The 14759-nt window shown below is 64.5% G+C and carries 13 protein-coding genes; 6 read left to right on the top strand and 7 right to left on the bottom strand.

Features of this window, described 5'->3' with window-relative positions; all coding sequences use genetic code 11:
- Window positions 1–159: 159 nt before the first annotated feature.
- Both EN990_RS24290 and leuD read right to left on the bottom strand, forming a co-directional pair.
- Complete coding sequence (locus EN990_RS24290; protein ID WP_127388407.1) at window positions 160–1089, bottom strand: hypothetical protein; 930 nt, start codon at window positions 1087–1089, stop codon at window positions 160–162.
- A gap of 69 nt (window positions 1090–1158) precedes the next feature.
- Entirely contained in the window at window positions 1159–1764 is a 606-nt protein-coding gene (gene leuD, locus EN990_RS24285) for a 3-isopropylmalate dehydratase small subunit (RefSeq protein WP_013528787.1), read from the bottom strand.
- Window positions 1765–1892: 128 nt separating this feature from the next.
- On the opposite strand from leuD, the gene EN990_RS24280 reads away from it, so the two are divergent.
- A complete protein-coding gene (locus tag EN990_RS24280; RefSeq protein WP_127370323.1) occupies window positions 1893–2318 on the top strand; it encodes a GNAT family N-acetyltransferase in 426 nt (141 codons plus the stop codon).
- Window positions 2319–2394: 76 nt separating this feature from the next.
- Here EN990_RS24280 and EN990_RS24275 read toward each other — a convergent pair whose 3' ends face one another.
- Genes EN990_RS24275 through EN990_RS24260 form a run of 4 tightly spaced genes read right to left on the bottom strand, consistent with a single transcriptional unit; the run spans window position 2395 to window position 7417 of the window.
- The gene (locus EN990_RS24275; protein WP_127388406.1) at window positions 2395–3561 is read right to left on the bottom strand and encodes an FAD-binding oxidoreductase; all 1167 of its coding nucleotides are present in this window, start codon (window positions 3559–3561) and stop codon (window positions 2395–2397) included.
- A gap of 29 nt (window positions 3562–3590) precedes the next feature.
- Window positions 3591–5192: an ATP-binding protein gene (locus EN990_RS24270; RefSeq protein ID WP_013528784.1), complete on the bottom strand. Its 1602-nt coding sequence runs from the start codon at window positions 5190–5192 to the stop codon at window positions 3591–3593.
- A complete protein-coding gene (locus EN990_RS24265) occupies window positions 5183–5875 on the bottom strand; it encodes a response regulator transcription factor (RefSeq protein ID WP_127368499.1) in 693 nt (230 codons plus the stop codon). The genes EN990_RS24270 and EN990_RS24265 overlap by 10 nt, the downstream gene beginning before the upstream one ends.
- A 3-nt stretch (window positions 5876–5878) precedes the next feature.
- Window positions 5879–7417 (bottom strand): DUF4173 domain-containing protein, encoded by a 1539-nt coding sequence (locus tag EN990_RS24260; protein ID WP_127368500.1) that lies wholly within the window; start codon window positions 7415–7417, stop codon window positions 5879–5881.
- Between the two features lie 339 nt (window positions 7418–7756).
- Between EN990_RS24260 and EN990_RS24255 the strand changes: the two genes are divergently transcribed.
- Both EN990_RS24255 and EN990_RS24250 read left to right on the top strand, forming a co-directional pair.
- The gene (locus EN990_RS24255) at window positions 7757–8632 is read left to right on the top strand and encodes a CoA ester lyase (protein WP_024504050.1); all 876 of its coding nucleotides are present in this window, start codon (window positions 7757–7759) and stop codon (window positions 8630–8632) included.
- A 51-nt stretch (window positions 8633–8683) separates the two neighbouring features.
- Window positions 8684–8890, top strand: coding sequence for a DUF1737 domain-containing protein (locus tag EN990_RS24250; protein ID WP_013528780.1), 207 nt, complete (start codon window positions 8684–8686; stop codon window positions 8888–8890).
- 188 nt (window positions 8891–9078) lie between these two features.
- On the opposite strand, the gene EN990_RS24245 is transcribed toward EN990_RS24250, so the two are convergent.
- Window positions 9079–9501: a metallopeptidase family protein gene (locus EN990_RS24245; protein WP_013528779.1), complete on the bottom strand. Its 423-nt coding sequence runs from the start codon at window positions 9499–9501 to the stop codon at window positions 9079–9081.
- A gap of 182 nt (window positions 9502–9683) precedes the next feature.
- Here EN990_RS24245 and EN990_RS36270 point away from each other — a divergent pair, with 182 nt between their 5' ends.
- From EN990_RS36270 to EN990_RS24230, 3 genes are all read left to right on the top strand, one after another.
- Complete coding sequence (locus EN990_RS36270) at window positions 9684–10706, top strand: hypothetical protein (protein WP_127368502.1); 1023 nt, start codon at window positions 9684–9686, stop codon at window positions 10704–10706.
- Window positions 10648–12126 carry a DUF6504 family protein gene (locus EN990_RS24235; RefSeq protein ID WP_027162864.1) on the top strand — a complete coding sequence of 493 codons (1479 nt, stop codon included), beginning with the start codon at window positions 10648–10650 and terminating at the stop codon, window positions 12124–12126. Before EN990_RS36270 ends, EN990_RS24235 begins: the two co-directional genes overlap by 59 nt.
- Window positions 12123–14759 (top strand): error-prone DNA polymerase (locus EN990_RS24230; RefSeq protein WP_127388405.1); only part of this gene is annotated, 2637 nt, incomplete at its 3' end. The genes EN990_RS24235 and EN990_RS24230, both read left to right, overlap by 4 nt.

Genomic DNA, 14759 nt, shown 5'->3' with positions numbered 1-14759 from the left:
CAAGCCAGGCAAACTGTTATCCCGGAAGCGAAGCGCGAACCTCCGAGATTGGTTGAAGCATCCCTTCCGTCGTCATCCTATGGCGGAGCAAGGAGCGTAGCGACGCGGCGCAGACCATAGGATGACGAAAGCGAGGGGGTGCTGCGCAACGCTAAAGCTTTAATTTGCCGCCCCCAGCGCCTTGTCCAACGCCGCCTTCACATCCGCGGGCCATGTCGCCACACCAGGCCACGCCTGCGGCTGGCCATTGTCGCCGCGGCGGGCGAAGTAGAGTTTGCGCTGGGCCGGGTCGACCGCCATGAAGCCGTCATTGCCGCCGCAGTCATGCGGCACGCAGCCGCTGGCGTAGAAGGCGCCCGAAGCGGTCTTTTCGGTGCCGCCGCCGACCAGCAGGCTGGTCGCCATGTCGGGCATGTCCTTGCCGAGCAGCTTTTCCGCTTCCGTGTAGACGGCCTCATTGTGGAAGGCGTCGATGATGTTCTGGTACTTTTCCGGATCGATGTCTTTCCAGTCCGTTCCGGGTTCCGGCATGTAGGTAAGATTGCCCGAAATCGTCAGCCCGTCGGTCGGCGACCATTGCAAAGCCGGCTTCTGATCTCCCGGCAACAGGTAGGGCACGAAATAGATGGCGCTGTCGGACACCGCCGAGGGCGGCGCGCCGCACTGGTCCTGCTCGACCGTGGTGCTCTGGATCGTGCCGCCTTCCGGTTTCCAGACGATCACCGTCGCCGGCCCGCATTGATTGCCGCCGTCGCCGACATCGAACAGCGCCACCTTGACGCCGCCGACCTCGACTGTTTTGTCGAAGAAGACATCGTAATTGCTGGCCAGCTGCTGACCGTCATAGGCGAGCACCTTCTCGCCGTACTGTTCCTTCTGGGTGATGGTCAGCGTGCCGCCTTCGAACGGGACGGGAGCTTGCTTGTCGTCATCGGAAGCATCGGCGGCGTTCGTCCCCTGATCGGCGGACGGCTGCTCCGTCGCCGGGGCCGGCTGTGTGGCGGGCGTCTGGGTCTGCGCAGACGCGCTGGCGATTTGCCCCAGCAACAAGGCCAGCCCGCAAAGGCCGGCAAGAAGCGAACGTGTCATGACTGTCCCTCCACTCAGTCGCCGCGAACCGGCCCGAAAGGCCAGATCCATCCGTCCGGAGCGCGCCGCTCAGGCCCAGGGGCGCTGTTCGGCGTTCCGCTTCTCGAACGAAGCGATGGCGCCGGCTTTCTCCATGGTCAGGCCGATATCGTCGAGCCCGTTGAGCAGGCAGTGCCGCTTGAAGTCGTCGAGGTCGAATTTGACCACGCCGCCATCCGGCCCACGGATTTCCTTGGCTTCGAGGTCGACCGACACCGTGGCATTGGAGCCGCGCGAGGCGTCGTCCATCAGCTTCTCGAGATCCTCGGGGCTGACGGTGATCGGCAGGATGCCGTTCTTGAAGCAGTTGTTGTAGAAAATGTCGGCGAACGAGGTCGAGATGACGCAGCGAATACCGAAGTCGAGCAGCGCCCATGGTGCGTGCTCGCGGCTGGAACCGCAGCCGAAATTGTCGCCGGCGACCAGGATCTGCGCCTTGCGGTAGGCCGGCTTGTTGAGCACGAAATCCGGGTTTTCCGAACCGTCGTCCTTGTAGCGCATTTCGGCGAACAGGCCGGTGCCGAGCCCGGTGCGCTTGATCGTCTTGAGGTAATCCTTGGGGATGATCATGTCGGTGTCGACATTGACGATCGGCATCGGAGCGGCGACGCCGGTGAGCTTGGTGAATTTTTCCATGGCTTTTGCCCGTGTTTTCGTTGCGGGGGAATTTGCTGAGGCCCGGTTTACACAAAGCCGGCGGCAAATAAAAGGCAACTGTTCGTGCATGGTGGCACAAGCCAGCCCGATGGTGCAATCTGGCGGCCATGGCAGAAAACGCACACGTCCTCTATAACAGAGAACCCGCGCTCGACATCGCCGAATTCCGTCGCGTGCTGGTCGAATCCGGCCTCGGCGAGACACGGCCGATCGATGATGAAGCGCGGCTGCGGGCGATGCTGTCGGGCGCCAATCTGGTGCTGACCGCGCGCCTTGATATTCAGGGCAAGCCGCTGATCGGCGTCATCAGGGCGATCACCGACTTCTCCTGGGTCTGCTACATCTCCGAACTCGCCGTTTCCCGATCGGCACAGGGGCTCGGCATCGGCAAGGGCCTGATGGACGAGGCGCGCCGGCAGCTTGGACCATCGGTCGCCATCAGCCTGATCTCCATGCCCGATGCCGTAGGCTTCTACGAACGTATCGGCATGAAGCGCATGGCCGACGCCTTCTGGTTCGACCGCAAGGGCTGAGGCTCGCTCGAAATACTCTTCCGCAACCGTAGCGATCCTTCGCGCCAGCGTCAAAAAGGACCTTCCCTTTGCCCGCTCAAATCACATTCAATTCCCGGAACGCCCTTCCCTCCGCCACCCGCTCATACCCGAACGCCGAGCAATCCACCGTGCGATAACCGCCATGCACGATTAGTTCGGCCAGCGCTTTGCCCACTGCTGGCGCCTGCTGCAGGCCGTGGCCGGAAAAGCCGTTGGCGAACAGGAAATTGCCGACGTCGGGATGCGGACCGATCACCGCGTTCTGGTCGAGCGTGTTGTAGTCGTAGTGGCCGGCCCAGGCACGGGTCGGCTTGATCGCCTCGAAGGCGGGAATACGGGTCGCCAGCACCGGCCAGATCACCTCTTCGAACAGTGGCCAGTTTACCTCGAAGTCGCCGGGATCGGGTGCGCAGTCGCCTTCCTCCGGTTCGGCGCCGCCGGTGAGGTAGACCGAGCCTTCCGGACGGACATAGATGCCGGAGGGATCGACCAGCAGCGGCATGTCGGCATATTTCTCGCGCGCCTCGAAGACGAAGACATTGCGCTTGCGCGGCTCGACCGGCAGCTCGAGCCCGGCCATGGCAGCCACCTTGCCGGCGTTAGGGCCGGCGGCGTTGACGACGATGCCAGCCTCCAGCGTCTCGCCATTGCCCAGGCTCACTCCCGTGACGCGGTTGCCATCGCGCGCGATGCCGGTGACATCTGCGGCGATGAAATCGACTTTCTTCTGCCGCAGCGCCTTGCGGAACAGCGTCAGCATCGCATGCGCGTCGAACCAGCCTTCGCCGCTGCGGCCATAGGCGCCGGCTGAAATGCCCTCGGTCGACAGCCATGGGAACCGGCGCACCAGCTGATCCGCGTCCTCCAGCACAATGTCGGCGCCCTCGGCCATCTGCGCCTGGTGATTGCTCCTCAGGATCGGCAAGCCGTCCTCGCCGGCAAGGATGAGGTAGCCGCCCTCGCGAAAGCCGATATCGGCGTCATCCCCGAACTCTTCCTTCAGCCGCCGGAACAGCTTCAGCGTGAACTGCGACAGGCGGATGTTTTCCGGGATCGAGAATTGCTGGCGGATCGAGGCCATGGACAGCGTCGTTGCCGCATGCGCGAATTGCGGATCACGCTCGACCAGCGCGATCGTGCCGGAAAACCCTTGCTCACGCAGGTAATAGGCGACCGAGGAGCCGACGATGGCTCCGCCGATGATGACGATGTCGTAGCGCATGTTCTCTCCGATCCGGCCGATAGTGTCCTTCACGCCACCGGCAGAATGACCTCGAAGCGCGTGCCGCGCTCGCTGTCAACCAGCGCGATCATACCATCATGCGCTTTCAGGAGGGCCAGCACGATGCCAAGCCCCATGCCGGTGCCGCCCTGTTCGCGCCGCGTGGTGAAGAACGGCTCGAAAATGCGCGCCCGGTTGCTCGGCGAAATGCCGGCACCGTCATCGCTGACCAGGATGCTCGCCTTGCCGCCGGCGCTCGTAGCGGAGACAGAAACCTGCATCGCGCCATGCCTGGCCGAATTGTCGATGAGATTGGCCAGCACGATAGCCGCGTTCTCGGCCGATATGCGCAATCTGATGTCGCCGCCGGCCCCGATGCTAACCGCGAGCCTGTTGTCGACGGGCAGCAGCGACAGTGCCGCACCGAGCGATGTGCTTTCGCCGCTCGGCGCCAGGTTTTCGGCGCGTGCCAGGTCGAGCAGGCGCCGCACCAGCAGATTGAGCCGCCCCGCATCGGTGACGATATTGTTGGAGAAACGCCGCCGCTCCGCATCGTCCATCGCGCCACCGGAATCGCGCAGCAATTCGGCCGCGCCCTGGATCGCCGTCAGCGGCGATTTGAGCTCATGCGAGACATGTGTGGCGAAAGTCTGGACCGAGTCCGACCGCGCCTGAAGCTTCTCGGCCATGTCGAGGAAGGCGGCGGACAGCTCCGCCATCTCTCGCGTGCCGTGGTGGTCGAGCGGCCGGATCGCCGTGCGGTCGCCGGCGGCGATACGCTCGGTGCGGTCGATCAGCGCATAGATCGGCCGGCTGACGGTGCGCAGGAAGATGAGACCGATGAGCAGCGTGCCGCCGAGAATGGCGATCGCCGCCAACGTCACCTTGCCACGTTCGCCATAGAGATGCTTGATGATGTTGTTGGGCGTCCGCGACACATAGACGACGCCGGCGACCTGGCCGTCGACAGCGACCGGCAGGGCGACGAAGACACGCACCTTGGTGCCGCGGCTGACCGAATAGAGCGGTGGCGTCGGCTGGTCGGGAATGCGCAGCCTGAGCGCGCTGGCATAGTGGCCGGCAAGTGCTGTGCGCACCTCTTCGACCGCACTGAGCGACTGGCCGACCTCGCCGCGCCCGGCAATGACGACGCCCCGGGGGTCGAGCAGCCGGAAGCCGGCCAGCGTGGTTTTCTGGGTGGCGTCGAGGATGCCGGACAGGCGCGCGCCGATCACCGCGAAGGCGGGATCGACGATCGCCGGCATCGCCGCCGGCCGGGTCGGCAGGACATAATCCGAGGCAAGATCGAGCTGCGGTTCGATTGGCCTGTAGAGCGGGTCCGGATTGACGCTGCGGCTTGAATCCCCACTTGGCTCCGGCATCGGCGCACCGAGCTTTTCCGGTGGGATGCCGGCGTCACGTACATCCCGCGCATAGATGGCGGCGATGGCAGCGCCTTGCGCGATCAGCTCCGCCTCGGTCTGGCGGATCAGCTGGTTCTCGTAGAGGCGGAAGAAGAACAGGCCGACCAGTGGCAAGGCCATCACCATGATCAGGATGGCGACGACGACCGTGGCAAGCCGTGGCCGCCATTTGCGGCCGATCCATTTGCTGGAGGCCGTCAGCCGCATCGGCCAAGCCGGAAGCCGACGCCATGCACCGTCTCGATGACATTAGGGCAACCCACAGCTGCCAGTTTGGCGCGGATGTTGCGGATGTGGCTGTCGACGGTGCGGCCGGCGACGTGGATGTTTGCGGCATAGGCGCTGGCCGTCACCGCGTCGCGGTCGAGCACATGCGCCGGCCGCGCCAGGAACCCCTTCAGGATCGAGAACTCAATTCCTGTCAACGATAACGGCTTGCCGTCGAAGCTGGCGGTATGGCTGGCCGGCGCCAGAGCCAGTTTGCCATGCGAAAACTGCCTGTCGTCGGCCGGTTCGGGCGCCGCCGGGCGGGCGCGCCGCAGGATGACGTTGACGCGGGCAACCAGCTCGCGCGGGCTGAATGGTTTCGTCACATAGTCGTCGCCGCCCATTTCGAGCCCGAGGATGCGGTCGATCTCCTCGTCGCGCGCAGAGAGGAACAGCACCGGCACATCGGATATGTGCCGCAGCCGCCGGCAGACCTCCAGCCCGTCCATTTCCGGCATGCCGATATCGAGCATGACGAGGTCCGGTGCCCGGCGGCCGATTGCCTGCAAGGCGGCGGCACCGTCGGCCACCCCTGTCGTTTTCATGCCGGCCTTCTCCAAGGCAAAGCAGATCACCTCGCGGATGTGCGGGTCATCGTCGGCGACGAGGATGTGATGCGGCATGGATCAGCGGCCCGGCATGGAAGGTTCGATAGCGGAGGGAATCACGAACGGCTCCTTGGTGTCGAGATATCGAAGCAGCCGCCAGTCGCGAAAGCTCCAGGCCCGCCAGTTCTGCTGGATAGTTCGATACCAGATTTCGTCGCTGCCGCGCACGCCGGCCAGTTCGCGGACAGTGCCGGCGGCCGCCGTCTTGCCCTGGTGCTCGAGGAAGCGATCAAGCGCGGGAAACGCGCCCGGACCGAGCGAGTGAAGATACCAGGCGTCTAGGGGAATGCCCTGGCCGGTCATTTCGAGGGAATGGTCGACATTGTAGTTGGCGATCGTTGCTGCGAAATTGATGAAACAGCCGGCATAAAGCGTCAGGGATAACGTCAGAAGATTGGCGGACAGCAGCCATTCGTTGGATTTTCTAAGCGCGATGCGGGCAATGATCAGGGCAAGGCCTGATGCCACCAGCCCCATCCAGACAAAGGCGGCGACGCGCCAGTAGGTCAATGCATAGATGCCGATATAGAGGTCGAGCCGCAGGATCGACGAGATGACCAGCATGATGTTCTGCGCCACCCAGACATAGACCAGCCGGCGGATCAGCGGATCGGCCGAGGTTTCGCTGCCGGGTCGCAGCGCTGCCAGCACGAAGCCGGCGGCAAGCAGTGCCGTGACGATCAAGGGATAGGCGCCACGATGCGCGTAGGAGGCGTAGCTCAGCCCATCGGGAAGCGCTGCCCCGCCCCACAGATAGGCGGCGTCGAGCGCCGTCTGCAGCGCAAACAGGATGTTGAAGACGATCAGGGCGCGCAGGATGGCGGCCTTGCCGAACAGGATGTCTTCGATGGTGGTGGCGGTTTTGCCGGCTTGAGCGCTGACCGCCGGCAACGCGCGCGGGATGCGGCGAACCAGGCGCGGCAGGCGCGGTCGCAGAAAAGCCCAGACAGCGGCGAGCACGAACAGCCAGAAGGCAATCCGCGCCAGCTGGATAAGATCGAGCAGCCTCACGAGATCGATCAGCGACAGCCAATAGTCGATGACCGGATTGGCGGCACCGAACAGCGCCAGGAAGACCGCGCCCAGCGTCAGCGGCATCACCCAGACGGCGATCGCCGCCAGCCGGATGCGACGCCCACCGAACCGCCGCGCCGTCCTGCGCCAGCGGATGAAATCAATGACGAAGCGGAACGGCGCCGCCAGCCCGAACAGCACGATCTGCCCGGCAATGCGGGCGATGCTGTGCCGCAGCCGGCCGCTCAACGAAAGCGCGAAGACGGTCAGCGCCGCCAGCGCGATCGAGACCGACAGGGTGCTGACGTTTTCAGCCAGCGGCAGCAGCGCGACAAGCAAGGCGATGGGCTTGAGCCAGACCCGGCCGTCGTTGAAGGCGGCCGGGTGCACAGCCACGACCGCCGCGGCAATCAGCAGGGCGAACAGGAGAACCGTGATCCCGGCGGGCTGGCCATAGAACAGAAAATCCGCGAGCGCTGCCAGCAGGATGGCGACACCGAAACGGCTGCAATAGCTCGGCGCGGCGGAGAACAACGCTGTCATGACCTGGCTTTCCTGATGGCTTCCAGCCGAACCGTTGGCGGGCTTTTGCGGACAAAGGGAATGAGGGTTGCGACGGGACACGCGCGCGGCGGATCGGCCAGCCACCAGCCCTCGCTACGCAGTCGGTGAGTCAGGGACCAACGGGGCTTTGCTCGCTTGTGCATGCCGCTTGTCTCGCAAGCGGGCGGGGAAACGGCAGGGCGGATCCGAGGAGGTTTTCCGCAGGCCCGTGCAGTTTTCGTGCAGGGGTAAACGCTGCCGATCTCCCCCCTCGTGGGGGAGATTGGTAGCTTCATGCCCCGACTTGCCTCACCCGCCCACAAGCGGCATAGATCAGCCATGGAAACCTACCGTCCGCGCCGCTCCGTGCTCTACATCCCGGCCTCCAGCGACAAGGCCTTGGCCAAGATCGCGCAGCTTGCCTGCGATGCCATCATCATCGACCTGGAAGACGCCGTCGCTCCGGCCGACAAGATCGCCGCCCGCGAAAAACTGGCCGGCATTTTCGCCGGCCATTCCGAGAGACGCTGCGAGATGATCGTGCGCATCAATGCGATATCAGGCGAATGGGGCGCCGACGACCTGCTGGCTGCCGCAAGCTGCGAACCCGACGGCATCCTTCTGCCCAAGGTCGACACGCCGCGCGACCTGCTCGAGGCCGGCGACGTGCTTGACGACAATTTTACCCCCGACAGCGTGAAACTATGGGCGATGATCGAGACGCCCAAGGCGCTGCTCAACATCGGCGCCATCGCCGAACTTGGCCGCGATCCGGCCTCGCGGCTCAATTGTTTCGTTGCCGGAACGAATGATCTGGTCAAGGAGACCGGCATTCTGGCGACGCCTGATAGGCGCTACCTCGTGCCATGGCTGATGCAGATGGTGCTGGCCGCACGCGCCGGCGGCATCGACATGCTCGACGGCGTCTCCAACGATTTTCGCGACCTCGACGCCTTCGCCCATGAATGCGCGGAAGCCGCGGCCATGGGGTTCGACGGCAAGAGCCTCATCCACCCGGCCCAGATCGAAGCCGCGAACCGCGCCTTCGTGCCGTCCACGGAAGCGGTGGCCGAGGCACGCTCGGTGAAGGAAGCCTTCGCGCTCGCCGAGAATGCCGGCAAGGGTGTGATCGCGCTGAACGGCAGGATGGTCGAGCGGCTGCACCTGGCGCAGGCCGAAAAACTGCTGGCGAAGGCAGCCGCCATCGGGTCATAAATGCTCGATGGATGCGAGCGGGCTACAGCTACTCACGACAGGAATTGAACAATGAAACTCTACCGCTTTCTGTCCGCTCCGGACGATGCCAGCTTCTGCCACAAGGTGACAGCGGCGCTGAACAAGGGCTGGCATTTGTTCGGCTCGCCGACCTATGCCTACGACAAGAAGGCCAAAGCGATGCGTTGCGGCCAGGCCGTGGTCAAGGATATCGACGGTCAGGAATACGGGCCCGATACCAAGCTGAGTGACTGGTAGATTTGAAAAGCTCCGACGCAGGGTGTGTTGAGATTCAGGTCAGGCCGAGTCGAAAATGGTGGTTTCCGAGAACCGGAGCGGAGCGTACTTTTGGGTACGTGAGCACAGTTCTACCGCGACGCGGTAGAGCGGGGAAGCGCAGGAAGCCATCATTTGCAGGCCGGCATCACCTGAATATCAGCGCACCCCTACTCCGCCGCCTCTTCGATCTTCTCCATATCTTCGTCCGACAGGCCGAAATGGTGGCCGATCTCGTGGATCAGCACGTGGGTGACGATGTCGCCCAGCGTCTCTTCGTTCTCGGACCAGTAATCGAGGATGGCGCGGCGGTAGAGCGTGATGCGGTTCGGGCCTTCGCCGGTCTGCGGGTTCCAGCGCTCGGCGATGCCGCGTCCCTCGAACAGGCCGAGCAGGTCGAATGGCGTTTCCAGCGACAGATCGTCCATGATTTCGTCGGTTGGGAATTCGGCGATCTGGATGACGATCTCGCCGGTCAGCTTGCGAAAATCCTCCGGCAGATGGGCGTACGCCTCCAGCGCCAGGAACTCCATTTCGTCCATCGAGGGCGAGAGTTCGTCGTGCCAGGTGCGGGTCTTGTAGATGCGGGCCATGCTTTGTCCTTTGATCCCGGCATATAGGCTTTCGCACCGGAATCGGCAAATGAACGGGCCGATGCGCCTGCGCCATCCCTGCAGAGAGGAATAAATTCTCCATGACTCTGCTTGACTCTTGGGATGCGCTCTGGAATCTATAGGAACATAACAGGAACAATTGTGAGTGGAAGCTGACCGTCATGGCGATGACCGCCGTGGCGCGGGAGACTGTTTTTGCCCTGCGCCGCCAGATCGCGAACATCGAGGGAACGCTGCCCGAGCGCTTGGCTGCGCCGGCAGCCGCACCCTTTGATGCTGACGTCAACACTGATCTCACAATCGTCCGGCGTGGCATTGCCGCGGCGTTGCCGGATGCGTTCCTGCCTATCGGCGTCGGGCGCCTCGATGCCGCCCTGAGCGGCGGGCTGCCGAAGGCCGCCCTGAGCGAAATCCATGGGCTTGAAACCCGCGATGCCGGGGCCGTCGCCGGCTTCGCTTTGTCGCTCACCAGCCTGATCCTCAAGCAAACGCCGGGGCTGCCGGTGCTGTGGATCGGCACATCGGAGATTTTTCGCGAGGCCGGCTTTCCCTATGCCAGGGGGCTTCACGCCTCGTTCGGCATCGAGCCGGAGCAATTGCTGTTTTCTGAGGCGCCAAGGCTCGTCGATGCACTGTGGGTCGCCGAGGAGGCGGCCCGGATGACGGCGCTCGCCGCCGTCATCCTGGAAATCCGCGGCAATCCGCAGCGGCTTGACCTGACCGCGACACGCCGGCTGCATGCAAGGGCGCAAGCGGCCGGCCGGCCGGTGTTCCTGCTGCGGCAGGCGGCTGGGCCCGAACCGACGGCGGCACCCGTCCGCCTCATCGTCGCCTCGGCGCCGGCGGTGCCGCGCGACACCATCGCCGGGCCGCTGGCCGGCTCGATCGGCCGCCCGGCCTTCACCCTCACCATCGGCAAGAGCCGCACGGCCCTGCCTGGACAATTCACACTGGAGTGGAACCCCGATGAACGCGCATTCGACGAAAGAGCGGGCGAGGCAAGAGACCGGGCAAAGAATCCTGTCCCTGTGGTTTCCCTATCTGGCGGCGGAAAGGATCCTGCGCCAGCGTCTGGGGCGGTCCTGGCGTTCCCGGCCGTCGGATCACCCATCTCACCCGCCGCTCGTGATCAGCCATCGCGACCGCAACGCACAGCGCATCTCGGCCCTCGACGAGCGGGCTGAGGCGCTGCACCTGAAGCGCGACATGGGCATCGCCGATGCGCGCGCCATGCATCCGTCGATCGACGTCGTCGAGGCCGATCCGGAAGCCGATCGCCGCCTGCTCGAAGGCCTCGCCGACTGGTGCGACCGCTACACCCCGCTGGTGGCGCTGGACGGGGCAGACGGCCTGTTTCTCGACGTCACCGGCTGCACCCATCTGTTCGGCGGCGAGCGCGCCATGCTGGACGACATCCTGTCGCGCTTCTTCCATCAGGGTTTCGATGTCCGCGCCGGGCTTGCCGCGACGCCGGGTGCGGCCTGGGCGGCGGCACGCTTTTGCGGCGACCGCATCGTTGTGTCAGGCGAGGAGGAGGCGCTGCTGGCGCCCCTGCCGCTGGCCGCGCTGCGCATAGAACCTTCGACCCGCACCAGCCTGGAAAGTGTGGGCCTGCGCACGGCGGGCGCCGTCATGGCGGCACCGCGCGCGCCGCTCGCCCGCCGCTTCGGCGCCCTGCTGCTCCTGCGCCTCGACCAGGCGCTTGGCCGGCTCGACGAGGCGGTGTCGCCGCGCCTGCCCGTCGCGCCGCTTTCGGTCGAACGCCACCTCGCCGAACCCGTCACCCTGACCGAGGACATCGAACGGCTGGTGGGCATGCTGGCGGCGACCTTGAAGACCGACCTCGAGCGCCGCGGCGAGGGCGCCCGGACGCTGGCGCTGCTGCTCTTTCGCGTCGACGGCGCCGTCAGCCGCATCGCGCTCGGTACCTCGCGGCCGATGCGCGAACCCATGCTGATCCAGAAACTGTTCCATGAAAGGCTGGCCGCGCTCGAACAGGATATCGATGCCGGCTATGGTTTCGATCTGGTGCGGCTCTCAGTGTTGGCATCAGCCACCTTCGACATGCAGCAGGCCGATCTTGCCGGCGAGGTGACCGACGACGGCGCCGATATCGCGCTGTTCGCCGACCGCATCCGCGCCCGGCTCGGCGATGGCGCGGTTCTCCGGCCGGTCGCGGTCGAAAGCCATCTGCCGGAGCGTGCCGTCGCCACCATCCCCTTCACCGACGCGCCGTGCCGGACCACGCCGCCGAAGAAGCCGGACAGGCTGCAGGCACCAAAAACCATATTTCCGCCGGAACGACCGATCCGGCTGTTCCGCTCGCCCGAACCCATCGATGTGCCGGCCACCGAAATGCCGGAAGGACCGCCGCTGAACTTCCGCTGGCGGCGCGCGCTCTACCGGGTCAAGCGCGCCGAAGGGCCGGAACGCATCGCCGCCGAATGGTGGCGGGAAGCGCCAAGCGACGAGGCGGCATCGACGCGCGACTATTTCCGCATCGAGGATGCCGACGGCCGCCGCTACTGGCTCTACCGGCAAGGCCTCTACGGCGGCGCCTCGCAAGTCCCGCCGCGCTGGTTCCTGCATGGAGTCTTCGCATGAACGCGCTGACCGTCATTCCCTATGCCGAGTTCGGCATCCAGTCGAATTTCTCCTTCCTGCGCGGCGCCTCCAAGCCGGAGGAGCTGGTGGTCGCGGCCAAGCTCCTGGGCTTCTCGGCGATCGGACTTGCCGATCGCAACACGGTGGCCGGCGTGGTGCGCGCCTGGCAGCAGGCCAAGGTCGAAAAACTCTCCTATCACCCCGGCTGCCGGCTGGTTTTTGACGACGGCACGCCGGACATCCTCGCCTATCCCCAGGACCGCAAGGGCTGGGGGCACCTCTGCCGCATGCTGACGCAAGCCAATCTGCGCAACGAGAACGAAAAAGGCGCCACCCTTCTCCAGCGCGGCGACCTGCTCGAATGGGGTGACCTGATGTCGCTGGCGGTCCTGCCCGGTCTGTCGACGGGGGCGCAAGACAGTCTTGCCTTGCTTGGTGAGCTCAAGGGCCGTTTCGGCAGGAACCTGCGGCTTGGCGTTTCGCCCGACTACGCCGGCAATGACCGTTTCCGGATCGAGCAGGCGGCAGCACTTGCCGAGAGCGCCGGCATTCCGCTGATGGCGACCAACGACGTTCTTTATCACACCGCCGAACGGCGCCCGCTGCAGGACGTGCTGACCGCGATCCGCCTCAACACGCCCGTTGCCGAGGTCGGGCTGCAACTCTCCGCCAATGCCGAGCGCCATCTGAAGCCGCCGATGGAGATGGGCCGCCTGTTCCGCCGGCACCCGCAGGCGCTGGCCGAGACGCTGCGGTTTGCGCAAGAGCTGACTTTTTCGCTTGGCGACCTCCAGTACAATTACCCCGACGAGCCGACGGAATCGGGTCTTGGTCCACAGGCGGAGCTGGCGCGACTGGCGCGGGAGGGGGCGGCGAACCGCTATCCGGCTGGTGTGCCGGATTCCGTGACCAAGCGCATCGAGGAAGAGCTCGCTTTGATCGAACGCCTCAACTATGCCCGCTATTTCCTGACTGTCTACGACATCGTCAAGTTCGCGCGCAGCAAGGATATTCTCTGCCAGGGACGTGGATCAGCCGCCAATTCGGTCGTCTGCTTCTGCATCGGCATCACCGAAGTGGGGCCGGAAAAAATCGATTCGCTCTTCGAGCGCTTCATTTCCGAGGAGAGAAACGAGCCGCCGGATATCGACGTCGATTTCGAGCACGAAAAGCGCGAAACCGTAATCCAGTACATCTACGAGAAATACAGCGGCAAGCGCACGGCACTTGCCGCCGCCGTCATCAGCTATCGCGGCCGGTCGGCGCTGCGCGAAGTGTCGAAGGCGATGGGCCTGTCCGAGGATGTCAGGGCATCGCTTTCCGGCTCGATCTGGGGTTGGTCGACATCGGAGCTTGGCGAGAAGGAAGCCCGCGCCGGCGGCCTCGACCGCACCGACCCGGTGTCGAGGCACGTGATGGAGCGTGCCAATGAGATCATGGGCTTCCCCCGCCATCTCTCCCAGCATGTCGGCGGCTTCGTCATCACCAGGGACCGGCTCGACGAGATTGTGCCCATCGTCAAGACGGCGATGGACGAGCGCAAGATGGTCGAATGGGACAAGGACGATCTCGACGCGGTGAAGATCTTGAAAGTCGACGTGCTGGCGCTCGGCATGCTGACCTGCCTGCAACGCGCCTTCACCTTGCTCACGGATCACTATCCTAATGCGCGGGATGATTATGGGCAGCCCTATGTGTTGGCCACCCTGCCGCCGGAGGACAGGCAGGTCTACAAGATGATCTGCCGCGCCGACACGCTCGGCGTCTTCCAGATCGAATCGCGGGCCCAGATGTCGATGCTGCCGCGCCTCCAGCCGAAAACCTTTTATGATCTCGTCATCGAGGTGGCGATCGTTCGGCCGGGCCCGATCCAGGGCGATATGGTCCATCCCTATCTGCGCCGCCGGCAAGGCAAGGAACAGGCCGAGTATCAAAAGCCGGAGCTGGAAGCGATCCTCAAGAAAACGCTTGGCGTACCGCTGTTCCAGGAACAGGCGATGAATATCGCCATCGTCGCCGGCGGTTTCAAACCGGGCGAAGCCGATGAACTGCGCCGCGCCATGGCCACCTTCAAGCGCACCGGCACCATCGGCAATTACCGCGACCGTATGATCAATGGCATGGTCGGCAAGGGCTACACGAAGGACTTCGCCGAGCGCTGCTTCAAGCAGATCGAGGGCTTTGGCGAATACGGCTTTCCTGAAAGCCATGCTGCTTCCTTCGCCCTGCTCGTCTATGCCTCCTGCTGGTTCAAGACCTTCTATCCCGACGTGTTCTGCGCCGCGATCCTGAATTCGCAGCCGATGGGGTTTTACCAGCCGGCCCAACTCGTGCGCGACGCAAGCGACCATGGCGTCGACATCTGCGACGTCGACGTCAATTTTTCGGTGTGGGATTGTACGTTGGAAAAGGCGCCTTTCGATCCGGCCCGCATCCTGCCACGCCATGCCGAAATGCGCGACGTCATCGAGACGAAGCATGCCGTCCGGCTCGGCTTCCGCCAGATCAAGGGCCTGTCGAAAGAGCGCATGGAGGCTTTCGTCGAGCGGCGCGGCTCAGGCTATGTATCCGTCAGGGATGTCTGGCTGCGCTCCGGCCTCGATGTCGGCGAGATCGAAAAACTGGCGCAGGCC

Source organism: Mesorhizobium sp. M7A.F.Ca.US.005.03.1.1, assembly GCF_003997975.1.
In the GTDB taxonomy this organism is placed as follows: domain Bacteria; phylum Pseudomonadota; class Alphaproteobacteria; order Rhizobiales; family Rhizobiaceae; genus Mesorhizobium; species Mesorhizobium ciceri.
Note: the sequence above shows the minus strand (reverse complement) of the source record. Positions and strands in the feature narration are given on the sequence as shown.